20 protein-coding genes are annotated in these 24,982 nt (G+C 68.5%); 8 read left to right on the top strand and 12 right to left on the bottom strand.

Translation table 11 applies throughout. The features are described 5' to 3' along the window. Positions 1-1,035 (bottom strand): extracellular solute-binding protein, encoded by a 1,035-nt coding sequence (locus NE2_RS14560; protein ID WP_063026453.1) that lies wholly within the window; start codon positions 1,033-1,035, stop codon positions 1-3. 143 nt (positions 1,036-1,178) lie between these two features. Here NE2_RS14560 and NE2_RS14555 point away from each other — a divergent pair, with 143 nt between their 5' ends. The 3 genes from NE2_RS14555 to NE2_RS14545 all read left to right on the top strand — a co-directional run bounded on the left by NE2_RS14555 (position 1,179) and on the right by NE2_RS14545 (position 4,343). Continuing rightward, positions 1,179-2,588, top strand: coding sequence for a metallophosphoesterase (locus tag NE2_RS14555; protein ID WP_063026451.1), 1,410 nt, complete (start codon positions 1,179-1,181; stop codon positions 2,586-2,588). Positions 2,589-2,650: 62 nt separating this feature from the next. Continuing rightward, the gene (locus NE2_RS14550) at positions 2,651-3,187 is read left to right on the top strand and encodes a MarR family winged helix-turn-helix transcriptional regulator (protein ID WP_063026450.1); all 537 of its coding nucleotides are present in this window, start codon (positions 2,651-2,653) and stop codon (positions 3,185-3,187) included. Positions 3,188-3,260: 73 nt separating this feature from the next. Then, the gene (locus NE2_RS14545; RefSeq protein ID WP_063026448.1) at positions 3,261-4,343 is read left to right on the top strand and encodes an Hsp70 family protein; all 1,083 of its coding nucleotides are present in this window, start codon (positions 3,261-3,263) and stop codon (positions 4,341-4,343) included. A 7-nt stretch (positions 4,344-4,350) separates the two neighbouring features. Here the strand turns inward: NE2_RS14545 and NE2_RS14540 are convergent, their stop codons facing one another. From NE2_RS14540 to NE2_RS14510, 7 genes are read right to left on the bottom strand one after another with little or no spacing between them, the layout of a single operon-like run. Next, on the bottom strand, positions 4,351-4,857 hold the full coding sequence (locus NE2_RS14540) for a DUF3558 family protein (protein ID WP_084494036.1): 507 nt from the start codon (positions 4,855-4,857) through the stop codon (positions 4,351-4,353). A gap of 5 nt (positions 4,858-4,862) precedes the next feature. After that, the gene (locus tag NE2_RS14535; RefSeq protein ID WP_167356739.1) at positions 4,863-5,363 is read right to left on the bottom strand and encodes a DUF3558 family protein; all 501 of its coding nucleotides are present in this window, start codon (positions 5,361-5,363) and stop codon (positions 4,863-4,865) included. Between the two features lie 53 nt (positions 5,364-5,416). Continuing rightward, positions 5,417-6,193, bottom strand: a complete 777-nt coding sequence (locus NE2_RS14530; RefSeq protein ID WP_063026442.1) for an enoyl-CoA hydratase — start codon at positions 6,191-6,193, stop codon at positions 5,417-5,419. 16 nt (positions 6,194-6,209) lie between these two features. Continuing rightward, positions 6,210-7,118, bottom strand: a complete 909-nt coding sequence (gene mmsB, locus NE2_RS14525; RefSeq protein ID WP_373862247.1) for a 3-hydroxyisobutyrate dehydrogenase — start codon at positions 7,116-7,118, stop codon at positions 6,210-6,212. A 5-nt stretch (positions 7,119-7,123) separates the two neighbouring features. After that, positions 7,124-8,206: an enoyl-CoA hydratase/isomerase family protein gene (locus NE2_RS14520; RefSeq protein WP_063015861.1), complete on the bottom strand. Its 1,083-nt coding sequence runs from the start codon at positions 8,204-8,206 to the stop codon at positions 7,124-7,126. An 8-nt stretch (positions 8,207-8,214) separates the two neighbouring features. Continuing rightward, positions 8,215-9,354 carry an acyl-CoA dehydrogenase family protein gene (locus NE2_RS14515; protein WP_063026438.1) on the bottom strand — a complete coding sequence of 380 codons (1,140 nt, stop codon included), beginning with the start codon at positions 9,352-9,354 and terminating at the stop codon, positions 8,215-8,217. A gap of 4 nt (positions 9,355-9,358) precedes the next feature. Then, a complete protein-coding gene (locus NE2_RS14510) occupies positions 9,359-10,879 on the bottom strand; it encodes a CoA-acylating methylmalonate-semialdehyde dehydrogenase (protein ID WP_063026436.1) in 1,521 nt (506 codons plus the stop codon). Positions 10,880-11,097: 218 nt separating this feature from the next. On the opposite strand from NE2_RS14510, the gene icmF reads away from it, so the two are divergent. The 3 genes from icmF (at position 11,098) to NE2_RS14495 (ending at position 17,145) form a co-directional block, all read left to right on the top strand. Beyond that, a complete protein-coding gene (gene icmF / locus NE2_RS14505) occupies positions 11,098-14,367 on the top strand; it encodes a fused isobutyryl-CoA mutase/GTPase IcmF (protein ID WP_063026537.1) in 3,270 nt (1,089 codons plus the stop codon). 84 nt (positions 14,368-14,451) lie between these two features. Then, on the top strand, positions 14,452-15,537 hold the full coding sequence (locus NE2_RS14500) for an amidohydrolase family protein (protein ID WP_063026434.1): 1,086 nt from the start codon (positions 14,452-14,454) through the stop codon (positions 15,535-15,537). 93 nt (positions 15,538-15,630) lie between these two features. After that, complete coding sequence (locus NE2_RS14495; RefSeq protein ID WP_063026432.1) at positions 15,631-17,145, top strand: flavin-containing monooxygenase; 1,515 nt, start codon at positions 15,631-15,633, stop codon at positions 17,143-17,145. Here NE2_RS14495 and NE2_RS14490 read toward each other — a convergent pair. Genes NE2_RS14490 through NE2_RS14480 form a run of 3 tightly spaced genes read right to left on the bottom strand, consistent with a single transcriptional unit; the run spans position 17,118 to position 21,551 of the window. Then, positions 17,118-17,891 carry a helical backbone metal receptor gene (locus NE2_RS14490; protein WP_036526129.1) on the bottom strand — a complete coding sequence of 258 codons (774 nt, stop codon included), beginning with the start codon at positions 17,889-17,891 and terminating at the stop codon, positions 17,118-17,120. The two genes, NE2_RS14495 and NE2_RS14490, sit on opposite strands and share 28 nt — an antisense overlap. A gap of 16 nt (positions 17,892-17,907) precedes the next feature. Next, positions 17,908-18,696, bottom strand: a complete 789-nt coding sequence (locus NE2_RS14485) for an SWIM zinc finger family protein (protein ID WP_063015867.1) — start codon at positions 18,694-18,696, stop codon at positions 17,908-17,910. Then, positions 18,693-21,551: a DEAD/DEAH box helicase gene (locus tag NE2_RS14480; protein ID WP_063026430.1), complete on the bottom strand. Its 2,859-nt coding sequence runs from the start codon at positions 21,549-21,551 to the stop codon at positions 18,693-18,695. The genes NE2_RS14485 and NE2_RS14480 overlap by 4 nt, the downstream gene beginning before the upstream one ends. Positions 21,552-21,739: 188 nt before the next feature. Between NE2_RS14480 and NE2_RS14475 the strand changes: the two genes are divergently transcribed. Continuing rightward, the gene (locus tag NE2_RS14475) at positions 21,740-22,441 is read left to right on the top strand and encodes an HNH endonuclease family protein (protein ID WP_063026428.1); all 702 of its coding nucleotides are present in this window, start codon (positions 21,740-21,742) and stop codon (positions 22,439-22,441) included. Between the two features lie 129 nt (positions 22,442-22,570). On the opposite strand, the gene NE2_RS14470 is transcribed toward NE2_RS14475, so the two are convergent. Continuing rightward, on the bottom strand, positions 22,571-23,239 hold the full coding sequence (locus NE2_RS14470; protein ID WP_063026426.1) for a TetR/AcrR family transcriptional regulator: 669 nt from the start codon (positions 23,237-23,239) through the stop codon (positions 22,571-22,573). Between the two features lie 217 nt (positions 23,240-23,456). Here NE2_RS14470 and NE2_RS14465 point away from each other — a divergent pair, with 217 nt between their 5' ends. Beyond that, entirely contained in the window at positions 23,457-24,980 is a 1,524-nt protein-coding gene (locus NE2_RS14465) for an amino acid permease (protein WP_063026424.1), read from the top strand. Positions 24,981-24,982: the final 2 nt, after the last annotated feature.

The raw sequence follows: 24,982 nt of genomic DNA, 5'->3' as shown, positions 1-24,982 counted from the left end.
TCAGAGCAGCCCCGCCTCGCGCATCAGCGCCTCGACCCTGACCGGGTCGAGGTCGCTCGGATTCACGCGCGGCGGGTCCAGTGAATCCAGCGGCGGCAGCGCCGGGTCGGCGGGTACGCCGGGGGCCACCGGATACTCCATGGCCGCACCGCCGCTGAGCAGACCCTGACCGGCCGCAGCCGTCACGAATCGCACGAACCGCTGCGCGTCGGCGGCATGCCGGCTCGACTTCAGCACGCCCGCACCGGACAGCGAGAGGTATCCACCCGGGTCGCCGCCGCGGAAATAATGCGGAACCGAGGGACCGGTGATTCGCTCGGGCGCGAGCTGCGCGCGGTACCAGTCGGTGGCGAAGACCAGCGCGCCGCCGACCCCGCCCGCGCCGACGGATTTCAGTGCGGCGAAACCGTTCGGCGCGACGGACGCGTTGTCCTTCACCCCGTGCAGCCACGCGCGCGTCGTGTTCTCGCCGTCCAGTTCCAGCAGCGCCGCGACGATCGCCTGGAAATCCGCACCGTGCGGATCCGTGGTCCAGCGACCGTGCCACTGCGGCTGTTGCAGGTCCAGCAATCCGGCGGGCAGCTGGGCGGGCGGAATCTCGGCCGGATGGACAACGAAAGTGGTTGCGCGCGCGGCGATTCCGGTCCAGTGACCGGAACTCGGGCGGAACCGTTCCGGCACCTGCGCGAGGGTGGCGGGGTCGAGGTCGGCGAACAGTCCGGCGCGTTCGATCCGGGCCATGGCCGGTGAATTCTCGGTGAGAACCACATCGGCGGGCGATCGATCCCCCTCGGCCAGCACCTGGTCGGCGACTTCGGCATCAGCGCCGTCGCGCAGCGTCACCCGGATCCCGGTCTGCTCGGTGAAAAGGTCGGCCCACTGCCGGGTCAGGCGTTGATCGTGCGCGTTGTAGACCACGATCTCCGGCGCGTTCGACGACGCCGAACAGGCGGTGACCAGCGCCGAGGCGGCCAGCGCCACCACGCCGAGCACGAGTTTCCACCGGGTGCGTTCGTGCTGCTGCGCCGTTGCCATGGACCGTCCTTCCGATCGGAAATTGCGCCGAGGCGACCGGCTAGCCAACCTACCGGGTGGGTTCGCGACACGAAACGCGGTATGGCGCCGGTCTGGGTAGGGTCGGCTTCGGATCGGAACCGACCAACTCCGAGGGAGCGACGATGACCTGCTGCGGGCCGAATCGCCGCCGGCTGCTCACGGCTCTGGCCGCGGCGGCCGCCGCACCGCTCGTCCTCCCGGGTTCGGCTCGGGCCCAGGCGAATTCACTGCGCGCGACCGATCTCGAGGTGGTCACGATCACCGACACGTCGGCGATCATCACCTGGACGACCCTCGCCGCCGATGCGTCGGGAGCACCGGTACCGGTCGATGCGGGCACCGAAATCCGGTTGGCTCCTGCGGATTCCACCGGCCCCGCCCGGACGGCTGCCGTGGCGGACACCGATCGGACGCCGTATCACTACGCGCAGATCGACGGTCTGGAACCGGGGCGGCGGTATCGATTCGAGGCATGGTCGGACGGCGTGCGTGCGGTACCGGCGCCGGAGCTGGTCACCCATCTACCGGGCGCACCCGAATGCACCGGCGAATTCACCACTCTGGTCGCTCCCCCGGGCCGGCTGCTGCGCACCCTCGCTCTCTGCAACGACGTGCACGTCGGTGAGGAGACCAGCGGCATCATCGCCGTCGGCCTGCCGCCGGGTGTGCGGCAGGAATCGGGACTGCCGCCCTATCCCGAGGTGATGCTGGGGGCGTTGCTCGACGATCTATGCCTGCCGGATCGCGGCGCCGACCATCTGATCCTGGCCGGTGATCTGACCGCGGAAGCTACTCCCGAGCAGACCCGGACGGTACGAAACCGGCTGGACGCCTGGGGAATCGAGGGGCGCGACTGGTTCGCCGCGCGCGGCAATCACGACCGGCCGCATACCGGCGCCGACTATGCCGCCTGCCCGGCGGTGACCGCCGACCACCACGACTGCTGGGGCGAATCCTTCCTTCCCCCGGAACAATTCAGCGAGCACCGGCTCGGCGGACTGCGGCTGATCGGGCTCGACACCACCGAACTCGACGGATCCGGCGGCAGTATCGGTCCCGGGCAATTCGATCGCCTGCGGGAATCGCTGAACCGCGACCCCGATCGGCCGACGGTCGTCTTCGGACATCATCCGGTCACCGCGGAATCGGGCCTGAGCAATCTCGCCGGGCCGAATTTCGTGCTGAATCGATCGGACGCGCTCACCCTGCAACAGCTGTATCGAGCGACGCCGGGGGTGTTCTTCCACCATGCGGGCCATACCCACCGCAATCGCCGCACCCGGCCCGACATCCCGCTCCGGGTGGAATTCCTTGAAGTGGGCGCGGTGAAGGAGTATCCGGGCGGCTACACCCTGCTGCGCCTCTACGAGGGCGGCTACATGGTCAATTTCTACAAAACCCGCACCCCGGACGCGCGGCGGTGGAGCACCCGCAGCCGGGCGGAATATCTCGGATTGATGCCCGAATACACGCTGGGCAGCACCGCCGATCGCAACCATGTTGTCCTCGGTGATCTTTCGGGACTGTCCTGAATCACCGATTCGGCGACTCCGGACCGCAGCGTGGGAGCGGACGGGCAAATACACTCGGCGGTATGGCCGCACCTCGCCCGCTTCCGCTGGACCCCATCGAAGAGGCCCACCGCCAGTGGACCTCGCACGGCTGGGGCGATGTCGCCGACGGGATGGCGGCGGTGACCTCCCTGGTGCGTGCCCAGCAGATCGTGATGGCCCGGGTCGACGAGGCACTGCGCCCGTCGGGACTGACTTTCTCCCGCTACGAACTGCTGACGCTGCTCAGCTTCAGCAAGACCGGGGCCCTGCCGATGGCGACGGCCAGCGCCCGGCTGCAGGTCCACCCGACGAGTGTCACCAATACCGTCGATCGGCTAGAAGCCGCCCAACTGGTCAAACGAGTACCACACCCCAGCGACCGCCGGGCAACCCTGATCGAGATCACGGCCGCCGGGCGCGATCTGGCGGCGGCGGCCACCCGGGAGTTGAACGAGACGGTCTTCGCCCGGCCGGGACTGCCTCCGGAGCGTCTCCACCTGCTGCTGCAGTTGCTGGCGGAATTCCGGCGCGAGGCGGGGGACTTCGACAGCGGCGACACACCGACTCGCTGGGCCTGACGGCCGGATTGCCGGTATTCCGGCAGCGACATCCCGGGGCGCTGCCTTCCCATCGGCGCTCGAAAGGTTCACCATGGACGCCATGGTGCTGGTCTTGGGCGTGTCGGCGGGCGCTGGTGGCGCGCGCGCCATGCTCACCCACTCCGATCAGCCCCATCTGCCGCCGATCGATCGCTGCGTGGTCGCTCGTCGCGCGGGAGCCGGGGTCGAGGAGCCGGTCTTCCAGGCCATCGACGCGATGCGGGCCTCCGCGGCCGACCGCGACGAATTCGTCACCGGCATCGCCGTCACCTCACGCTGCGCCCTGCACGCCGAGGCCATCCGGGCCGCGGCCGGACGCAGCCGGCTCACCATCATCGACGAACCACCGGCCCAGTTGCGCTATCTGCGGTTCAGCGGACAGCTGCCCCACGAGGGTGCGGTGCTGCTCTACGACCTCGGCAGCTCCGGGCTCACCCTCACCGAGGCCGATTGCCGCACCCAGGCCATTCTGGCCGGTAAGCGCAGCACCCTGCTGGGCGGCGACGGCCACGACGCCCTGCTGCGCTGGCATCTCGCGCACGGCGGTGTCGAGATCGACAATGCCACCGGGCGCGAATACAAGGAACAGCTCAGCGGCACCCGGGTGGTGACCGCCGGCGATCCCCGCTCGGGCATGCGAATCGTGGTGACCCGCAGCGACTTCCACGATCTGGTCGTGGCCGGAATCCACCATTCGGTGTCGTATGTGCGGCAGTTGATCGAGGAGACCGGGGTCCCACCGCGGGCGGTCGCGCTGCTCGGCGGCTGCACGCGCAGCCCGAGTATCCGCGAGTCGCTCGAGCAGCTGCTGGATCTGCCGGTGATCTACGATCCGGAGCCCGATTTCGTCTCCGCTCGCGGCGCGGTACTGATGGCCACCGAACAACCGTCGGCGCGCCGGGTGCGCGGTATCCGATTCACCCCGCCGCAGTGCGGATCGGCGGCCTCGACGCCGCGAGCGGCGGTATCACGGCGCAAAGTGGTCGCGGCGCTGGCGGTGACCGCGGCGCTCGGCGCGACGGTCACCGGCTTGCTGGTCACCGGGCACGATGCGGCACGGCCCGCGCACGACGGCACACCGGCGCGTCCCGTGGAGGTCGCGGGCAGCAGTGCCGAACCCCCACCCGGGAAGTGACGGCGGATCATCCGTCCAGTTTGACGGTCGCCTTCTCCGCGTCCGTCGCCGCGGCGCACGGGTCCGGGGTGGCGAGGCGGGAGCGGTTCTGCACCCAGTAGGTGACGGTCCCGGAATCGGCGGCCGAAACCCCGCAACTGCCAGGATCTCGGGGATCGTGCCAGATGAGCCCACCGAAACTGCCGATCACCAGATGCTCGGTGCGGTAGCCGAGCGCCGCGGCGACCTGGCCGTCGCGCAACAGCGAGTCCTGCGCGAACCAGGCGTAGGTGATATCGACGACGCCGCCGTCCGGGTAGTTGCCCTCCCAGGCACAGACGGTCGGCTCGCCCTCGCGGTGAACGGCGGTGGCGTGCACCAGATTCGCGATCTCGGCATCGGTTTCCGGGCCGCACCCCTGCAGGAGTTCGTCCTCGGCCTGCACCGGCCGGTGCGCGGGCGCCGGCCCCGAGGAACATCCGGCCGCGGCGGCGATCAAGGCCACCGCGACGAGGAGCCGGCGCGCTCGGCGCATCGTCGTCACCCCGCCTTCGCCAGGGTCGCCGCGGCCAGCTGCCGCACGGCCGAACAAGCTTGTGCCGCAGCCGGTTGCGGCTCGTCGGCACGCCAGTCGACGAAATCCGCGGCACCGGAATCGACGGCGGCCTCACACCACTGCGGTGTGGAGAAGATCCGGCCGGTGTGGTCGCCGATCCGCAGCGGCGCCGCCTGGGCCGCGGGGTCGGTGGCGGTATGCGCGGCGATCGGACTGGCGCGGAACCATTCGAAGGTCACCGAGGTGCCGGCGGCGGCCTCCCAGCGGCAGCGTAGCGGGTTGGCCGATACCTGCTGTAACCCGGAAATGCCTGTTGCGGCAACGACATCCGCATCGGTGGCGGACCCGCACTCGGCGACCGCCAATGCCTGCGCGGAGACCGGCGCCGGCGCCGGACTCGTCGCGGCCGGTGTGGGCCCGGACGCGCCACATCCCGCCACCACCCCAGCGGTGGCCACCGTGACCGCGGCGACTACCCATCTCACGCCGATGAGCGTACGGGAATTCCCGGGCACGCGACCGCTCGTGACGAGACTGCTCAGCGGTGTTCGAAGTTCGCCGCGCGCTTCTCCACGAAGGCGGTCATGCCCTCGGTCTGATCCTCGGTGGCGAACAGCGAGTGGAACACCCGGCGCTCGAAACGCAGGCCCTCGGTGAGCGTGGTCTCGTACGAGCGGTTCACGGCCTCCTTGGCGATCATCACCGACGGCAGCGACATGCCGGCGATGGTTTCGGCGACCTCGCGCGCGGTGGACAGCAGTTCCGACGCCGGGACGACGCGGGCCACGAGTCCGGCGCGTTCGGCCTCCTCGGCGTCCATATTGCGGCCGGTGAGAATCAGATCCATGGCCTTGGCCTTGCCGACCGCGCGGGTCAGGCGCTGGGAGCCGCCCATACCGGGAATCACACCCAGCTTGATTTCCGGCTGGCCGAACTTCGCGGTGTCGGCGGCGATCAGGATGTCGCACATCATCGCCAGCTCGCAGCCGCCACCGAGGGCGTATCCGGCCACCGCCGCGATGATCGGCTTGCGGAATGCGCCGACCCGGTCCCAGCCCTGGAAGAAATCGGCGAGGAACATGTCCATATAGGACTTGGACTGCATCTCCTTGATATCGGCGCCGGCGGCGAACGCCTTCTCCGAACCGGTCAGCACCACCGCGCCGATGCCGGCATCGGCCTCCACCTCGTCGAGTGCGGCGGTGATATCGGTGAGCACCTGCGTATTCAACGCGTTGAGTGCCTTCGGCCGATTCAGGGTGATCACCGCGACGCGTCCGGTGCGCTCCAGCAGAATGGTTTCGAAGTCGGTCACTGTTTCCCTTTCTCGGCTACTCGCCGGAATCCTGGCCCGGCTTCGCGCCGGAACGGCGGCGAATATCGGTGACGATAGCGGAGAAGTCCAGGTCCCCCGCCGACCGGTTGAACTGCTCGTAGATCTCGGCCGCCAGCAGACCGAACCGCCCCTCGACATCGTTGTCGCGCAGGGCATTCGCGGCCAGGCCCAGGTCCTTGTTCATCAACGCGGTGGCAAATCCGGGCCGGTACTCGTTGTTGGCCGGGCTGGTCGGCACCGGGCCGGGCACCGGGCAATAGGTGGTCAACGACCAGCACTGGCCCGAGGCGGTGGAGACCACGTCGTAGAACTTGTCGTGGGTGAGGCCGAGTTTCTCGCCCAGCACGATCGCCTCGGACAGCCCGATCATCGAGATGCCCAGGATCATGTTGTTGCAGATCTTGGCGGCCTGGCCCACGCCCGCGCCGCCGCAGTGCACGACCTTGCCGCCCATCACGTCCAGCACCGGCTGCGCCGCGGCGAAATCGTCGGCCTCGCCGCCGACCATGAAGGTCAAGGTGCCGGCGGTGGCACCGCCGACGCCACCCGACACCGGCGCGTCCAGGGCCCGATGTCCCGCTGCCACAGCGACTTCCGCGGCACGCTTGGCGTCGGCGACGTCGATGGTGGAACAGTCGATGAACAGGGTGCCGGGCTTGGCGGACGGCAGTACGTTGTCGTAGACGTCGAGCACGACGCGGCCGTTGGGCAGCATGGTGATCACGATCTCGGCCTCGGTCACGGCCGCCGCGGCGGTGTCGAAGACCTCCGCTCCGTCGGCGCGGGCCTGTTCCTGCGCGGCCGGCACCGGGTCGTAGGCCAGTACCCGATATCCGGCACGCACCAGATTCGCCGCCATCGGGCCGCCCATATGCCCGAGGCCCAGGAAGGCTACCTTCGTCACGTTCGTCACTCCTGTGCTCCGCTCAGTCCGAGTTCCCGGTCGCCCAGACCGGCGAAATAGCTGTCCACCAGCGCCTCCGACACCTCCGCGAGGGTGGCGGGCGACCACTGCGGGTTGCGGTCCTTGTCGACCACCTGGGCACGGATGCCCTCGACCAGATCGTGCGTGGTCAGCGCGGCCACCGAGACCCGGTACTCCTCGTCCAGCGCCTGTTCCAGGTTCGCCGCCGCGCGGGCGTTGCGCAGGGAACGCAACGTCACTTTCAGTGCCACCGGCGATTTCGACAACACGTCGCCGGCCGCCTTGGCTGCCTCGGGGGCGTCGTGGCGCTGCAGCCGCGCGACGATCTCCTCGACCGTGTCGGCGCTGTAGCAGGCGTCGATCCACGACCGCTGCGCGGCAAGGTCCGACACCGGTGCGGGCTGCGCGACGGCCGCGATCGCGGCGTCGGCATCGGTGCGGCGCAGTTCGGCCAGCAGATCCGGAATGCGTTCGGCGGGAACGAAATAGTCGGCGAACCCGGCCGCGATCGCATCTCCGGCGCCCATGCGCGCCGTGGTCAGCGCGACATGGGTACCCAGTTCACCCGGTGTGCGCGCCAGCAGATACGTACCGCCCACATCGGGGATGAAGCCGATACCGGTCTCGGGCATCCCGACCATCGACCGCTCGGTCACGATGCGGCGATTGCCGTGGGCGGACAGCCCCACGCCGCCACCCATCACGATGCCGTCCATTACGGCCACATACGGTTTCGGGTAGTTGCCGATCAAGGCGTTGAGAATGTACTCGTCGCGCCAGAACCGGCCGCTCGGCGAATCTGCGCTGTCGTGGCGCGAAATGCCGTGCGCCACCGCGTTCTTCGCGTCGGTGTGGATGGCGACGATATCGCCGCCCGCGCACAGCCCGCGTTCCCCGGCGCCGGTCAGCACCACCGTGCGGACCTCGTCGTCGACGGCCCACTCGCGCAGGGTCGACAGAATCGCCTGCGCCATAGGGTGATTGAGCGCGTTGATGGCCTTGGGCCGGTTGAGCGTGATCAGGCCCACGCCGTCGCGCTTGTCGAACAGTACTTCTGCTTCGGTCATTTTCTTCCTCATGCCGCGCCGACTACCGAGCGGGCCACCACGACCCGCATGATCTCGTTGGTTCCCTCGAGAATCTGGTGCACGCGCAGGTCGCGCACGATCTTCTCGATTCCGTACTCGGCCAGATAGCCGTAGCCACCGTGCAATTGCAGGGCCTTGTTGGCCACCTCGAATCCGGCATCGGTGGCGAAGCGCTTGGCCATCGCGCACAACTCCACCTTGTCGGCGGCGTCGGCGTCGAGGGCGGCCGCCGCCCGCCACAGCAGGGTCCGCGCCGCCTCCAGCGAGGTGCGCATATCGGCGAGGTCGAACTGCAGCGCGGCGTTGTCGAGCAACCGGGCCCCGAATGCCTTGCGCTGGGCCATATATGCCACGGTCCGGTCCAGCGCGGTCTGGCCGCCGCCGAGGGAGCAGGCCGCGATGTTGAGCCGGCCGCCGTTGAGGCCGTTCATCGCGATCCGGAAGCCGTTGCCCTCACCGCCGAGCAGATTCGCGGCCGGCACCCGGGCCTCGTCGAGGATGACCTGTCGGGTCGGCTGAGCGTTCCAGCCCATCTTCTTCTCGTTGGCGCCGAAGGAGAGTCCGGGCGTATCCGCGGGCACGATGAACGCCGAGATGCCGCGGGCACCGGCGTCGTCGGTCCGCGCCATCAGGACATACACATCGGTGCTGCCCGCACCGGAGATGAACTGCTTGACCCCGGTGAGCAGATAGTCGTCGCCGTCGCGAACGGCCCTGGTGCTCAGCGCCGCCGCGTCCGAGCCGACGCCCGGTTCGGTGAGCGCGTAGCTGGCCAGCAGATCCATCGAGGTAAGCCCCGGTAACCAGCGGTTTCGCTGGGCTTCGGTGCCGTAGCTGTCGATCATCCACGCGGCCATGTTGTGAATGGAGATGTAGGCCGCGATCGCCGGGCAGCCGGTGGCGAGCTGTTCGAAGATCCGCACCGCGTCCACGCGGCGCAATCCGGAACCGCCGACGTCCTCACCGACGTAGATGCCGCCCATGCCGAGCGAGCCGGCCTTGCGCAGCACATCGATCGGGAAGTGCTTGTGCTCGTCCCATTCCAGCGCGTTCGGGGCGAGCAGTTCGTCGGCGAAACCGCGCGCGGTGTCCACGATCGCCTGTTCGTCCTCGTCGAGTACGAACATCGCCTCAGTCCATCGTCGGGATGACGAAGTGATCGGCACCCGCCCCCGCGGCCGGTTCGGTCCGCAGGCCCTGCGGCCAGCGCTGGGTGACCGTCTTGGTCTTGGTGTAGAAGCGGATCGAGTCGGGACCGTGCTGGTTCAGATCGCCGAAGCCGGACGCCTTCCAGCCGCCGAAGGTGTGATACGCGATCGGCACCGGAATCGGGACGTTGACGCCGACCATGCCGACCTGCACGCGCGCGGCGAAGTCGCGGGCGGTGTCACCGTCGCGGGTGAAGATCGCGACGCCGTTGCCGAATTCGTGCTCGCTCGGCAGGCGCAGCGCCTCCTCGTAGTCGGCGGCGCGCACGATCGCGACCACCGGGCCGAAGATCTCCTCCTTGTAGATCCGCATCTCGGGGGTGACGCGGTCGAACAGCGTTGCGCCGACGAAGAATCCGTCCTCGGCGCCCGCGACCTTCAGTCCCCGGCCGTCGACCACCAGCTCGGCGCCCTCGTCGACACCGATCTGCACGTAGTTGTTCACGCGGTCCACACCGTCGCGGCCGACCAGCGGGCCGAAGTCCGCGCCCGGATCGTCGGAGCGGCCGACGTTCAGCTTGCCGATGCGCTCGACGAGCTTGGCGCGCAAGCGATCCGCGGTCTCCTCGCCGACCGGCACCGCCACCGAGATGGCCATGCAGCGTTCGCCCGCCGAGCCGTAACCGGCGCCGATCAGCTGGTCGGCGACATCGTCGAGGTCGGCGTCCGGCATGACGATCGCGTGGTTCTTGGCGCCGCCGAAGCACTGGGCGCGCTTACCGTTCGCGGTGGCGGTCTCGTAGATGTACTGCGCGATCGGGGTGGAGCCGACGAAGCCGACGGCCTTGATCCGCTCGTCGTTCAGCAGCGTGTCGACCGCCTGCTTGTCGCCGTTGACGACGTTGAACACACCGGCCGGCAGCCCGGCCTCGAGAAACAGTTCGGCCAGCCGCAGCGGCACCGAGGGGTCGCGCTCGGACGGCTTGAGCACGAAGGCGTTACCGCAGGCCAGCGCCGGTCCGGCCTTCCACAGCGGGATCATGGCCGGGAAGTTGAAGGGGGTGATGCCGGCGACCACACCGAGCGGCTGCCGCATCGAATAGACGTCGATCCCGGTGCCCGCGCTCTCGGTGTACTCCCCCTTGAGCAGATGCGGAATGCCGATCGCGAATTCGATCACCTCGAGCCCGCGCTGGATATCGCCCTTGGCATCGGGAATGGTCTTGCCGTGTTCGCTCGACAGCAGCGCGGCCAGCGAATCCATCTCGTCCTGGACCAGGGCGACGAACTTCATCAGCACCCGGGCCCGCTTCTGCGGGTTGAACGCGGCCCACGTGCGCTGCGCCTCGGCCGCATTCGCGATGGCCGCCTCGACCTCGGACACACTGGCCAGCGGCACCCGCGCCTGGACCTGCCCGGTGCTGGGGTCGTAGACGTCGCCGAAGTTGCCGGAGGTCCCGGCCACCCGCTGCCCGCCGATGAAATGAGTGAGTTCGCGAACCATGCCAGTCCTGTTCTCGATGCGGTCGATGCCTGCCACGCCGGAGCCGACGCAGTACGCGGCCATCCTATAGTTGGATGTCCAAGTATTGGAAGCCATGTGATTTATGACACCGATGGCGCCGTGGTCCGCATCACAGTACAGTTGATTTGACGTCCTACTATCGGGACGCCAAGCGTAGGCACCCGGCGGTCCCACGCCGGCCTCTGGTGGAGGATTACATGGCCGACCTGCACGTTCCGGTCCATCCCGTCCGTTTCGTCACGTCCGCGGCCCTGTTCGACGGCCACGATGCGGCGATCAACATCATGCGGCGCATCCTGCAGTCGCAGGGGGCCGAGGTGATCCATCTGGGCCACAATCGGGCGGTCCACGAGGTGGTCGACGCGGTGCTGACCGAGGACGTCCAGGGGGTGGCCGTCAGTTCGTATCAGGGCGGGCACGTCGAATACTTCGAATACCTGGCGACCGCGCTGCGCGAGGCCGGGGCGGGGCACGTCAAGATCTTCGGCGGGGGCGGCGGCGTGATCGTCGCGGAGGAGATCGAACGGCTGGCGGCGGCGGGGGTGCGCATCTTCTCCCCCGAGGACGGCCAGCGACTCGGTCTACCCGGCATGATCAACGAACTCGTCCGGGCCTGCGATGTGGATCTGTCGACCGAACCGGCCGCCATCGAGGCGGTGCTGGCGGGTGAGCGATATGCGCTGGCGCGCACCATGACCTGCCTGCAGGCCGATGCGCTGCCCGCGGCGGATCTGGACGAACTCCGGGCCGCGGCCGCCGGCCGGACCGTGCCGGTACTCGGCATCACCGGCACCGGCGGATCCGGAAAGTCCTCGCTCACAGACGAACTCGTGCGGCGGTTGCGCACCGATCAGCAGGACAAACTTCGGGTGGCGATCCTCGCCGTCGACCCGACCCGGCGCCGCGGCGGCGGCGCACTGCTGGGTGACCGTATCCGGATGAACTCGCTCGACAGCGAACACGTCTACTTCCGCTCGCTGGCCACACGTGGCGCACACGAATTGCCGACCAATATCGACGCGATGATCCTGGCCTGCAAGGCGGCCGGATTCGATCTGGTGATTCTCGAGACGCCGGGTATCGGCCAGGGTGATGCGGCGATCATCGACCACGTCGACATATCGATGTATGTGATGACGCCGGAGTTCGGCGCGGCCTCCCAGCTCGAGAAGATCGACATGCTCGATTTCGCCGATGTGGTGGCGATCAACAAGTTCGAGCGTCGCGGCGCCGAGGATGCGCTGCGGGACGTCTCGCGCCAGCTCGTGCGCAACCGCGAGGCGTTCGGGTCGGCGCCGGAGGATATGCCGGTATTCGGCACCAGCGCAGCGACATTCAACGACGACGGGGTGACCGCGCTCTATCAGCATCTGGCCGGGCTGCTCGGTGCGCGCGGCCTGCCGCTGGAGACCGGGGTGCTGCCGCGGGTCGACACCCGCGCCTCCACCCGATTCGCGCAGATCATTCCGCCGGGGCGGGTGCGCTACCTGGCCGAGATCGCCGAGACCGTCCGCGATTACCACGCCGAGACCCGGCGGCAGGTGGTCGCGGCCCAGCGGGTGCAGCGCTTCGAACAGGTGCTGGCGGAACTGCCGGCGGGGGCCACCGACGATCCGGCCGGCACGGAAGACGCGACGGCGGAAGATCTCTCGGCCGCGAAACGGACGATGTCCGGATTGCTCGCGCGCGCGACCGAGGATCTCACCCCGGAATCCGCCGCACTGCTGCGGGATTGGCCCGCCACCGTGGAATCGTATCGCGGCGAGGAACAGGTGGTCCGGGTCCGCGATCGCGAGATTCGCACGCCGCTGCGACGGACCACGTTGTCGGACAACTCGATTCCGCGCGTGGCGCTGCCGCGCTTCACCGATCACGGCGAGCTGCTGCGCTTCCTGCGCTCGGAGAATCTGCCGGGGCGCTTCCCGTTCACCGGCGGCGTGTTCGCGTTCAAGCGCGACAACGAGGATCCGGCCCGCATGTTCGCCGGCGAGGGCGATCCGTTCCGCACGAACCGGCGGTTCAAGGTGCTCTCGGAACACGCCGAGGCCAAACGCCTGTCGACCGCCTTCGACTCGGTGACCCTCTACGGTCACGATCCGGCCCCGCGGCCCGACATCTACGGAAAGGTCGGCACCTCGGGGGTTTCCATCGCCACCGTCGACGATATGAAGGCCCTCTACGACGGTTTCGACCTGAGCGCGCCCAGCACCTCGGTCTCGATGACCATCAACGGACCGGCGCCGACGATTCTCGCCTTCTTCCTCAACACCGCGATAGACCAAGCGCTGCAACGTTTTCGGGAAGACAACGGACGCGAGCCGAACAGCGACGAGGCCGCCGGCCTCCGAGCTCGCACCCTCGCCACGGTACGCGGCACCGTCCAGGCCGATATTCTCAAGGAGGATCAGGGCCAGAACACCTGCATCTTCTCCACTGAATTCAGCCTGCGCATGATGGCCGATATCCAGGAATGGTTCGTCCGCAACGGCGTGCGCAACTTCTACTCGGTATCGATTTCCGGGTATCACATCGCCGAGGCCGGCGCGAATCCGATCAGTCAGCTGGCGTTCACCCTGGCCAACGGATTCACCTATGTCGAGGCCTATCTGGCGCGTGGCATGGCCATCGACGATTTCGCACCGAATCTGTCGTTCTTCTTCTCCAACGGCATGGATCCGGAGTATTCGGTGATCGGGCGGGTGGCCCGGCGGATCTGGGCGATCACGATGCGCGACAAATACGGCGCCAACGACCGCTCGCAGAAGTTGAAGTACCACATTCAGACCTCCGGGCGTTCGCTGCACGCCCAGGAAATGAACTTCAACGATATCCGCACCACACTGCAGGCCTTGATCGCCATCTACGACAACTGCAACAGCCTGCACACCAATGCCTACGACGAGGCGGTGACCACACCCACCGAGGAATCGGTGCGGCGCGCCCTGGCCATCCAGTTGATCATCAACAAGGAATGGGGTCTGGCGATGAACGAGAATCCGCTGCAGGGCAGTTTCGTCATCGACGAACTGACCGATCTGGTGGAGGAGGCGGTGCTCGCCGAATTCGAGCGGATCAGCGAACGCGGCGGGGTGCTGGGCGCGATGGAGACCGGATATCAGCGCGGGCGCATCCAGGACGAATCGATGCGCTACGAACACCGCAAGCACGACGGCACGCTGCCCATCATCGGAGTGAACACGTTCCGCAATCCGAACGGGGAAACCCATCAGGTGCTGGAACTGGCCCGCGGTACCGAGGCCGAGAAACAATCGCAGCTGCGTCGCACCGAGGAATTCGTCACCGCGCATCGCGAGCCGGCGCAGGCGGCCCTGGCCCGGCTCGAGGCCGCCGCACGCGGCGACGACAATGTCTTCGACGTGCTGATGGACGCCGCGCGGGTCTGCACTTTGCAGCAGATCACCGACTGTTTCTTCACCGTCGGCGGGCAATACCGCCGCAATGTGTGACAAGGGTTCGGATGTGGCCCGCCGGTGTGTGCGGGCGTGTGACAATGCCGGAGAGCGGACAGTCGAACGCGACGGAAGGGCGCCATGGACCTCGCCGGTATCAGCGTTGTGGATGCGCACATCCATCAGTGGGATCCGCTGAACACCCCGCGGGATTTCAGCATGCTGGCGAAACTGTTCCGGTTCGTGCCCGTGCCGGTCGACAAGGCCGCTCGGCTCGCTCCCAAGCGGGACCGCGATTTCGTCGGCATTCCCGATGCGTACCTGCGGCCGTATCTGCCCGCGGATTACCGGGAGGATCTGGGCACGGTGCCGGTGGAGGCGCTGGTGCACATCGAGGTGGAGTGGGCCGGACGCGCGCCGGACGCCAAGGCCGACGAAACGCGGTGGGTGGCCAGCCTGCCGTTCGGGGTCGACACCCCGGCCCTGGGCGCGATCATCGGCAGCGGCGATCCGGCCGCGCCCGGATTCGCCGAACTCATCGACAAGCATCAGTCCGCGTCACCGCTGTTCCGCGGTATCCGCACCATGGTCGCTCACCATCCGGACCCCGGGGTGCGGTCGTTCTGCCGGGCCGAGGGCGCACTGACCGATTCGGCCTTCCTCGACGGCTTCGCGGTTCTGGCCGAACGCGGGCTGTCGTTCGAGGCCTGGGTCTACTCGCATCAGATCCCGCAGGTCACCGCCCTGGCCCGGCGCTATCCCGAGGTCACCATCGTGCTCAACCATCTCGGCACACCCGCGGGGATATTCGGCCCGGTCGGCAAGAGCACCGGCACCCAACCGGGCCGGCGCCGCGAACTGTTCGTACAGTGGCGCGACGATATCGCCACGCTCGCAACCCATCCGAATGTGATGGCGAAGGTCAGCGGGCTGGCCATGCCGATCCTCGGCCATCCGGTGCCGATGCGCGGCCTACCGACCCCGGTCTCCGAACTACTGGACCGCACCGCGCCGCTGTTGCACCACGCCTTCGACGTCTTCGGTGCGCAGCGGCTGATCTGGGGTTCGAATTACCCTGTGGACAAACCGATTACGAGTATCGCCAACGGCGCGCAGGCGGTGATCGACGTACTGGCCGACCGCGGCGGCAGCGCCGAGGAGCTCGAGCAGGTCTTCCGCACCAACGCCCAGCGAACCTACGGCATCGACGCGGAACTGCTGGCCTGAGGCCGGACCATTGACATCCCGGCCACCGCGCGGTTAATTGGTGGCAGGTGCGGCCAGTCAGGTGCCCTGGCCGAGGACGGCACGGGAGCAGTCATGGCCATCGACCACGAAGTGATCATCGTCGGCGCCGGATTTTCCGGTATCGGGGTGGCCATCGCGTTACGGAAGGCCGGCTTCCGGGACTTCCTCATCGTCGACGACGCCGACGGCGTGGGCGGCACCTGGCATTGGAACACCTACCCCGGCATCGCCGTGGACATCCCCTCGTTCAGCTATCAGTATTCGTTCGAGCAGAGCACCCGGTGGTCGCGCGTCTACGCACCCGGCCGGGAATTGAAGGACTACGCCGAACACTGCGTGGACAAGTACGGGCTGCGACCGCGCATCCGGTTCAGCACCACCATCGCCGCCGCGGAATTCGACGAGGACGCCTCGGTGTGGACGCTGCGCACCAGCGACGGTGAGAGCTTGACCGCGCGCTACGTCGTCGGTGCGACCGGAGTGCTGACCCGGCCGAAACTGCCGGATATTCCTGGCGTGGAATCGTTTTCGGGCATCACCATGCACACCTCGCGCTGGGACCACGACCGGGACCTGCGCGGAAAGCGCGTGGCGATCATCGGGACCGGAGCCTCCGCGGTGCAGGTCATTCCCTCGATCGCCCCGGAGGTCGCCGAGCTGACGGTATTCCAGCGCACGCCGATCTGGTGCCTGCCGCGGCCGGACGCCACGCTGCCCGCGCCCGCACGCTGGGCACTGCGGTATCTGCCGGGCGGACAGGCAGTTTCGCGCCTGGCGAGCCAGGCGTTCGTCGAACTGACCTTCCCGTTGTCGGCGCACTACTATTCGAAGCTGCCCCTGGCCAAACTCGGCGAGCGCTCCGGACTGGCCCATCTGCGGCGCCAGGTGCACGACCCGGCGATCCGGGACAAACTCACCCCGCGGTATGCGCTCGGATGTAAGCGGCCCGGTTTCTCCAACGATTACCTGCCGACGTTCAACCGCGACAACGTGACGCTGGAAACCGATCCGATCGCCGAGATCACCCCCACCGGGGTGCGCACGGCGAACGGAACCGAATACCCGGCCGACGTGCTGATCCTCGCGACGGGCTTCAAGGTCATGGAATCGGGCAACATGCCGACCTTCGAGATGACCGGCGTCGGCGGCCGTGATCTCGAGAAGTGGTGGGACGAGAACCGCCTGCAGGCCTACGAGGGCGTCAGCGTGCCGGGCTTTCCGAACTTCTTCTCGATCATCGGGCCCTACGGATACAACGGCGCGTCCTATTTCACGCTGATCGAGATGCAGACCCAGCACATTGTGCGGCTGTTGCGGCACGCGCGGAGCAAGCGGGCCGGCCGCGTCGAGGTCACCGCGGCGGCCAACGAGCGATACTTCCGGGAAATGCTCGAACGCCGCGACGGACAGGTGTTCTGGCAGGACAGCTGCGCGGTCTCGAACAGCTACTACTTCGACAAACACGGCGATGTGCCGCTGAAACCGATGAGCACCGTCGAAGCGGCCTGGCGCGCTACGCATTTCGATCTGCGCGACTACAGCTTCGAACGGATCCCAGCTCAGCTGCCGACCACACGGGCCAGCTGAGCGGTCAGCCGCTCGCGCGCCTCGACCAGCGACGGGCCGTACCAGGTGAGATCGCGGCCGCTCACCAGGGCGACCGGGATGCCCGGAAACGCCTCCGGGCCGTCGGTCGCGGTGAACACGTACGGCTCGTCCGGCAGCACCGCCAGCCGAACACCCTGTACCAGTTCGGATTCCGTCACCGTGGGGTAGCGCTCGGGACCCGTGGCGTGCACCAGGTTCAGCCCCAGGCGTCCGGCCAGATCCGCGGTGAACGTGTCGCGGCCGACCACCATCCACGGCTTGCGCCAGATCGGGATCACCGCATCGATCGGCGGATGCGGCGCGGGCGCGGACCAGACCGCGCGGGCCCGGGTCAGCCACGACGGCACCGCGCCGCCCAGGGCGATACCGAACAGTCGCGTCATCGAGGTGAACGCCTCGTCTACGGTGCGAATCCTGGTGACCCACACCGGAATTCCCGCCTCGCGCATCCGCTCGACATCGAGGCGGCGGTTCTCCTCCTGATTGCACACCACCAGATCCGGCGCCAGCTCGGCGATCCGGCGCAGATTCGGATTCTTCGTCCCCCGCACCCGTTCGACCGCCAGCTCCGGCGGATGGGTACACCAGTCGGTGGCGGCGAGCAGCAACTCCGGGCGGCTCGCCGCGATCGCCTCGGTCAGCGACGGAACCAGCGAGATCACCCGGCGGACCGGACGCCGCAGCGCAACCGCGGCATTCAGATCGTCGACGAGATCCTCGGGCACGAGGCCAGCATAGGGGCTAGCCGGAGCTCTCGAGGGCGCGGTACAGGGCACGGAGTTCCCGCATACCGGCCTCGGCGACCGCTTCGTCCTCACTGGTCATCCGCAACGCCTGCCGCAGGGGAATCGGATCGAGGTCCTCGATCGCCGCGCGGAACTGCGGTGCCGGCAACTCGGGCAGCGCGACGTTCTCACCGTAGAGGTCGTCGGAGATCGTCGGGCCGCTGTCCTCCTGCACCCCGCGAATCAGAGTGTCGAGATCGAGGCCACGCAGGGTCAGCATGATGGCCGGGGACTCGTCGAGGCGTTCGGCGACGATGTAGCACAGCGCGGCGACGTGTTTGCACGGCCAGCCGTCGTCCGGGCAGGTGCAGGAGAAATCGAGTTCGGCGGCGGTGCCGGGCAGCAACAGCGGACCGAGCTCCTGCGGCAGGGCGCCGGAGGCGAGCTGGGCGAGCATGCCCGGTGTGCCGCGGACCTGCTCGACCAGTTCGTCCAGCCGGTCGTCGCGCAACACCCGCAGCGTCAGCACCGAAGTGAACGGCCGCGGCTGACTGCCCTGGACCTCGGCGGCCACCGCCCCGGGCTCGATGTGGTAGCTGACCACCTGCCCCGAGCGTGCGTAGGTGCGCCCTCGGGAGAGCCGGCCCGCATCCGCGACCTCCTCCACGGCTTCCAGAAAGGCCCGGCCCCACCAGGTTCGCGCGAAAGACCCACGGCGGCTGCGTGGTTCGACGCCGCCGCGCACCGGGCGGCGCTTCCCGTAGACGCTGAAGTCGGGGACCGGGAAATCGGGTGCCGGACTCATTCGCCGACCGCCTCGGCGCCGAGCGCGAACAGATCGCGCAATTCGTCGGTACTCAGTTCGGTGATCCAGTTCTCCCCGGTGCCGACGGTGAGATTCGCCAATTCCTGTTTGCCGGTGAGCATATCGTCGATGCGCTCCTCGATGGTGTCGACACAGACCAGTTTGCGCACCTGCACATCGCGGCGCTGACCGATGCGGAAGGCGCGGTCGGTGGCCTGATTCTCCACCGCCGGATTCCACCAGCGGTCCAGGTGCACCACGTGATTGGCGGCCGTGAGATTGAGGCCCGTACCACCGGCCTTCAGGGACAGAACCATGATGGGCGGTCCGTCGGACTCGGCGAAGCGTTCCACCATCCCGTCGCGGCGCTTCTTGGTGACACCGCCGTGCAGGAACGGGATCGCGGTGCCGAACCGCTCGCTCAGATACGGCGTGATCAGATCGCCGAATTCCCGGAACTGGGTGAACAGCAGCGCCCGCTCCCCCTCGGCCAGCACCGACTCCAGCACATCCTCGACCAGGGCCAGCTTGCCGGAGCGGTGGCGCCCCCGCCGCAGCAGCGCCGACCCGTCGCCGAGGTAGTGCGCGGGATGGTTGCACACCTGTTTCAGCCTGGTGAGCGCGGCCAGGACCGCACCCCGGCGAGCCATGTTCACCGCGCTGGAGCCGGTACCCCGGGAAGCCTTCAGCTGCGCGAGCATGTCGTCGACCACCGCCTGATACAGCGCGGCCTGCTCGACCGTGAGGTTGGCGCGCACTGTCATCTCGAACTTGTCCGGCAGATCCGAGATGACCGAGGGATCGGTTTTCACCCGGCGCAGGACGAACGGTGCGGTGACGGCGCGCAGGCGGCTGACGGCGTTCTCGTCGTGTTCGCGTTCGATCGGCACCGCGAAGCGGGCGTGGAATTCCGACGGTTTGCCCAGCACGTTGGGCGCCGCGAAATCGAGAATCGACCGCAATTCCTCGAGCCGGTTCTCCACCGGAGTGCCGGTCAGCGCCAGCCGATGCCGGGCCGGAATCGCGCGGGCGGCGCGGGCCTGCCGAGTGGCAGCGTTCTTGATGTGCTGGGCCTCGTCGAGGACGACACGTTCCCACGGCTGGCGCTTCAACTCCTCCACATCGCGAGCCAGCAGCGCGTAGGTGGTCAGCACCAGGTCGGAATCGGCCACGGCCGCGTCCAGCTCCGGACCGGAGCGGCGCGACGAGCCGTGATGCACCAGCACCCGCAGCCCGGGGGCGAAGCGTTCGGTTTCGCGTTGCCAATTGCCGACCACCGACATCGGGCACACCAGCAGAGTCGGCCCCAGGACGGAATCGGTTGCGGGACTTTCGTTCTCGTGCAGAAGTAGCGCGAGCACCTGCACCGTCTTGCCGAGGCCCATATCGTCGGCGAGGATGGCGCCGCAACCGAGACGATTCATCGTCGCGAGCCAGGACAGTCCGCGCAACTGGTAGGGGCGCAGCTGCGCCTTCAAGCCGGCGGGCGGGTCGACCGGATCGCCGGAGTGGACACCGTCGAACAGTTCGCGAACCCAGCCGGTCGCCGTGACCTCCTCGATCGGTACCTGGCGCACCTGCGTGGCCGCGATCTCGCCCAGAAGCTGGGTCAGGGTCGCCGGGCGTTCGTCGACCTTGCCCTCCAGATAGGCGGCCGCGGCGGCCAGGCTGCGCTGATCGGCCTGCACCCAGTGGCCGCGCAGCCGCACCAGATCCGATTTGGCCTGGATGAGCCGGCTCATTTCCGCCGGCGTGAGGACGGTATCGCCCAGGGCCAGTTCCCAGCGGTAGGAGACCAATCCACTGAGTCCGACCGCGGTTTCGGTGGCGGCCGGGGACTGCACCCGCAACCGCATACTCGGCGAGACGATGCGCCATGCGCGCGGCAGCATCAGATGCACACCGGCCGAACGCAATTCGTGCGCACCGTGGGCGACCAGCTCCTGCACGACCGGCGTCGGGAGCAGGAAATCCATTCCGTACGGATCGCGCGGGACCTGCTGCAGCCGCGGGTAGGCCTGGATCGCGGCCGCCACCTTCTCCCCGGCGAGCCGGATCAACGCCGGGTCGCCCTGGATCGGAACCGGTTGCGGCGCTTCACCTTCCGAGCGGAGACAGACTTCGAGCCGCCACAGGGCGTCGACCGCCTGCGGGTCGTCGTCGGGATCGTCGTCCGGTTCGAGCAGGCGAAGCACCAGTTCGGGTTCGCCGACGGTGAGGCTCGCGCGCCACTCGTCGAGCACCGAGGCCACCCGATGCGACCCCGATTCCAGCGGGACCTCCGCGACCAGCGCGGCCGTCAGCGGATGCGAGGGTTCCCGGACACTCAGCTCGAGCCGGACGAGCGGGTCGGCGAGTTCGGCGACGAAATCCTCGAGGATCGAGGCCGCGGACCGGGCATCCGGCACCCGCAGCGCGGGCGGCATCGCGGCCGCGAGTTCGGCCAGCCAGGCCCGTTGCCGCCGGCCGCCGACCAGCCGCCATCGCACCCACCACTCGCCGTCGGCGCGATGCAGTTCGGGCACGATCCGCCCCGCCCGGACCCAGCGCCGCAGTCCCCGGGCCGCGTGCGCGAGAAACCGCAGATCCGCCGCCACCGCCGTGTCGGGCAGCGGCTGGGTGAGCACGCGGGCGGCCACCTCCGGCGCCAGGGCGTGCCCCCGCACCTCCACGACCTCCGGCCCGGAATCTCCCGCCACCAGGACCCGCACTCGATGCCGAAACCGCGCAGTCCGCGCGATCGTCCCCAGCGGATCGGGCAGCTCACCCCCGGCGTCCGCGTCCGGCTGCGCCGCCGACCCGGGCAGGCGCCAGAGCACCAACCCCGATCCGGGCGACCACAAACCGTGCAGCATGTCCCCATCCAATCAGCCACCACCGACACGCCCGTCCGTGGCCGGTGTGGAGGCGAGCAGTGCACAGACCGCGCATGACGGTAGTGGCCGGCTGTACCGCAGCGCGCTATCCGGACGTATCGAACGAACGCACCCTGTGCGTGACTTCCGGCGCGGAAGTTGTCGGGCGGGGTCGGTAGATCTGGGTTATGCGGTGGGGACGAGCTTTCGGATGGGCGGCGGGGATCGTCGTGCTGGTGACGGCGGCGGGGTGTGGGGTGATCGGTGGGCCCGAACCCGCGCCGGGGAGTCCGAGCCGGGCCCGGATCGAGCAGTTGCTGGGTGCGGTGGCCGTGGTGGCCCGGCGGCCGCATCCGGGCGGGTACGACCGGGACTGCGGGGCGGGGCACGGATGCGTGTTCGGGCCGGCGTGGTCGGACGACCAGGACGGGCCGGGCGGGCACGACGGGTGCGATTCGCGCAACGGAGTGCTGGCACGGCAGCTGCGCGAGGTGCGATTCCGGCCGGGTACGGACGATTGTGTGGTGCTCGCGGGCACGCTGCGGGATCCGTACACCGGCCGCGCGATCACCTTCGACAAGGCGCGGGCCCGGGAGGTGCAGATCGACCACGTCTACCCGCTGGCCGCCGCCTGGGATCTGGGGGCGGCGGCCTGGTCGTCCGAACAGCGGATACGCTTCGCCAACGACATCGAATTCAATCTGCTGGCCGTCGACGGCCCGGCCAATATGGACAAGGGCGATCGCACACCCGCCGACTGGCTTCCACCCGCCGGCGCCTATCACTGCTTCTACGCCGGCAAATACCTCACCACCGCGGCGCAATACCGCCTGCCCATCACCGCAGCCGACCACGCCGCGCTCGCCCGAATCGCCCGGCAATGCCCCTGATGCGACGATCGGCGGGGCACGGCAAACAACCACGGTTCACCGGACCGGTCCACCGCGACGGTCTGCTCGACCGAGGATGGGAAGTCGGCTCGGCCGCTACTCGCGAACCGTTTGCCGAACCGGTCGAACTTATTCGCCCGCGTCCAGTCGCCGGAGCAGCCGCTGGGCGGCGGCGCGCAGCGCGGCCGGGTCGTCAGTGACCCCGAGTACCCGCAGCGCGGCGTCGGGGATGGTGGTTTCCGCGTAGTCGGGGGTGGCGCCCTCGTCGGAGCGAATGTTGATGACCGTTTCCACCATCCGGAAGGGCAGGACATGCGCGCCGGGGACGCCGGCGGGTGCGGCCTCGATCGCCGCCGCCGCCAGTTCCTCGTAGTGGCGGCGCAACCGGGCCCGGCGGCTGCGGAAGTCGGCGAATCGGTCGCTGCGCAGTTCGGGCAGCAGATACAGCGCACCGAGATTCCATTTGGCCGCGCACAGCTGGCGCACGTCGGCCCGGGCCAGTGCGTACAGCCGCACCGCGGCCGGATCGGGTTCGGCACGCAACCGCTCGGCCAATTCCAAAGGGCCGGTGATGGTTTCCGCGAGCAACGCGTCCAGGATGTCGTCCTTGGCGGCGAAGTGGTGATAGAGCGACGCCTGCCGGATACCGACCGCGTCGGCGATGCCGCGCGTGGACGTGCTGCCGTACCCGTTGGCCGTGAACAATTCCGCTGCGGCGTCGAGGATCTCGGCGCGCGGCGTCCGCCCGCGACGGCTGCGCTGATCGACGCGAGGACGGCCCGGACCCAGGTGTGTCACCGTCTCATCCTGCCATCGCCACGGCCGCGCGGACCGGCTCTATGCCGCGCACCGCGTCCCACCTGCGGTTGTGAAATATCTGTCACTCGACAGAAATGCCGGCAACGCAGACGTTACGCGGGTTACCGCAAGCGATACACAGCCGTCACCGAAAGCGCGATCCGGGCCGCAAAACTGTCACCTGATAGATATTGGCCGCGACGCCGAAGGACAGCCCATGGCCATCACACTCGATCCCCCCTCGCAATCCCCGATCGGTGACAGCGCCGATCTCGAACGTTTCGGATATCAGCCGGTGCTGCATCGCAAACTCGGCCGTTACGCCTCGTTCGCCGCGGGATTCTCCTTCGTCTCGATCCTCACCACCATCTTCCAATTCTTCGGATTCGGTTACGGTTTCGGCGGCGGCGCGTTCTTCTGGACCTGGCCGATCGTGTTCGCCGGCCAGTTCCTCGTCGCGCTGAATTTCGCGGAACTCGCCGCTCGCTATCCCATCTCGGGCTGCATCTACCAGTGGTCGCGCCGGCTCGCCGGTGAGGTGGTCGGCTGGTTCGCGGGCTGGATGATGATCATCGCCCAGATCGTCACCGCCGCCGCGGCCGCCATCGCGCTACAGGTGGTCCTGCCCTCGATCTGGAGCGGCTTCCAGCTGGTCGGCACCGATACCGCCCTCACCTCCACCGACGGCGCGGCGAACGCGGTCCTGCTGGGCAGCGTGCTGCTCGTGATCACGACCGTGATCAACGTGATCGGCATCGATCTGATGGCCCGGATCAATTCGATCGGCGTCACCGTCGAAATCGTGGGGGTACTCGCCGTCATCGCCCTGTTCTTCACCCATACCGAACGCGGCGCCGATGTGGTCCTGCAGACCGACCAGGCGGCGCCCGGCCCGTACTGGGCGGCGTTTCTGGTCTCCGGCTTGATGGCCGCCTATGTGATGGTCGGATTCGATTCCGCCGGAGAGCTTTCCGAGGAGACCAAGAATCCGCGCCGGGTCGCACCGCGCACCATCCTGCTGGCGCTCGCCGCCTCCGCCCTCGGCGGCGGCCTGCTCCTGCTGGGCGCGTTGATGGCCGCACCGAGCGTCAGCGACGGTCACCTGGCCACCGACGGACTGGCCTACGTGATCACCGCCAAACTCGACAGCCCGGCCGGCACCGTGCTGCTGGGCTGTGTCGCGGTGGCGATCACGGTGTGCACCTTGGCCATTCAGACCGCGGGTTCACGACTGATCTTCTCGATGGCCCGCGACGGCCGCCTGCCGTTCGCGTCCCGGCTGGCCGCCGTGCACCCGCGCTTCGGCACCCCGATCCTGCCCGCGGTGATCATCGGCGTGCTCGCCGTGGCGCTGCTGGTGGTGAACCTCGGCAACGCCGCGCTGTTCGCGACGCTGGCCAGTGTCTGCATAGTCACGCTGTATGTGGCCTATCTGCTGGTCACCGTGCCACTGCTGATCCGGCGGCTGCGCGGGCTGCCCGCCGCCGAGCCCGGCCTGTTCTCGCTGGGTCGCTACGGCATCGCGGTGAACGTCGCGGCGGTGGTGTGGGGCATCGCGATGGCGGTGAATCTGGCTTGGCCGCGCGCCGAGGTGTACACGCCCGCCGGTGGCGGCTGGTGGATGCTCTGGGCCGCACCGCTGTTCCTGCTCCTGACCGTCGTGGTGGGCGCGGCCGTGCACCGCATCGTCACACCCCGCGCCGCGGCCGCCGAAGCCCGGCCCGCTCCGCAACCCGCCTGAGC

Source organism: Nocardia elegans NBRC 108235, assembly GCF_001612845.1.
GTDB classification, from domain to species: Bacteria; Actinomycetota; Actinomycetes; order Mycobacteriales; family Mycobacteriaceae; genus Nocardia; species Nocardia nova.
This window is presented reverse-complemented; position numbering and strand designations above follow the sequence as displayed.

Excerpts from the sequence above, each read along its gene's own strand:
- NE2_RS14515 (WP_063026438.1), bottom strand. The coding sequence starts at position 9,354 with ATGTTCGTACTCGACGAGGACGAACAGGCGATCGTGGACACCGCGCGC.
- NE2_RS14495 (WP_063026432.1), top strand. The coding sequence starts at position 15,631 with ATGGCCATCGACCACGAAGTGATCATCGTCGGCGCCGGATTTTCCGGT.
- NE2_RS14560 (WP_063026453.1), bottom strand. The coding sequence starts at position 1,035 with ATGGCAACGGCGCAGCAGCACGAACGCACCCGGTGGAAACTCGTGCTC.
- NE2_RS14465 (WP_063026424.1), top strand. The coding sequence starts at position 23,457 with ATGGCCATCACACTCGATCCCCCCTCGCAATCCCCGATCGGTGACAGC.
- NE2_RS14545 (WP_063026448.1), top strand. The coding sequence starts at position 3,261 with ATGGACGCCATGGTGCTGGTCTTGGGCGTGTCGGCGGGCGCTGGTGGC.
- NE2_RS14540 (WP_084494036.1), bottom strand. The coding sequence starts at position 4,857 with ATGCGCCGAGCGCGCCGGCTCCTCGTCGCGGTGGCCTTGATCGCCGCC.
- icmF (WP_063026537.1), top strand. The coding sequence starts at position 11,098 with ATGGCCGACCTGCACGTTCCGGTCCATCCCGTCCGTTTCGTCACGTCC.
- NE2_RS14485 (WP_063015867.1), bottom strand. The coding sequence starts at position 18,696 with ATGAGTCCGGCACCCGATTTCCCGGTCCCCGACTTCAGCGTCTACGGG.
- NE2_RS14520 (WP_063015861.1), bottom strand. The coding sequence starts at position 8,206 with ATGACCGAAGCAGAAGTACTGTTCGACAAGCGCGACGGCGTGGGCCTG.
- NE2_RS14555 (WP_063026451.1), top strand. The coding sequence starts at position 1,179 with ATGACCTGCTGCGGGCCGAATCGCCGCCGGCTGCTCACGGCTCTGGCC.
- NE2_RS14480 (WP_063026430.1), bottom strand. The coding sequence starts at position 21,551 with ATGCTGCACGGTTTGTGGTCGCCCGGATCGGGGTTGGTGCTCTGGCGC.
- NE2_RS14510 (WP_063026436.1), bottom strand. The coding sequence starts at position 10,879 with ATGGTTCGCGAACTCACTCATTTCATCGGCGGGCAGCGGGTGGCCGGG.
- NE2_RS14475 (WP_063026428.1), top strand. The coding sequence starts at position 21,740 with ATGCGGTGGGGACGAGCTTTCGGATGGGCGGCGGGGATCGTCGTGCTG.
- NE2_RS14550 (WP_063026450.1), top strand. The coding sequence starts at position 2,651 with ATGGCCGCACCTCGCCCGCTTCCGCTGGACCCCATCGAAGAGGCCCAC.
- NE2_RS14500 (WP_063026434.1), top strand. The coding sequence starts at position 14,452 with ATGGACCTCGCCGGTATCAGCGTTGTGGATGCGCACATCCATCAGTGG.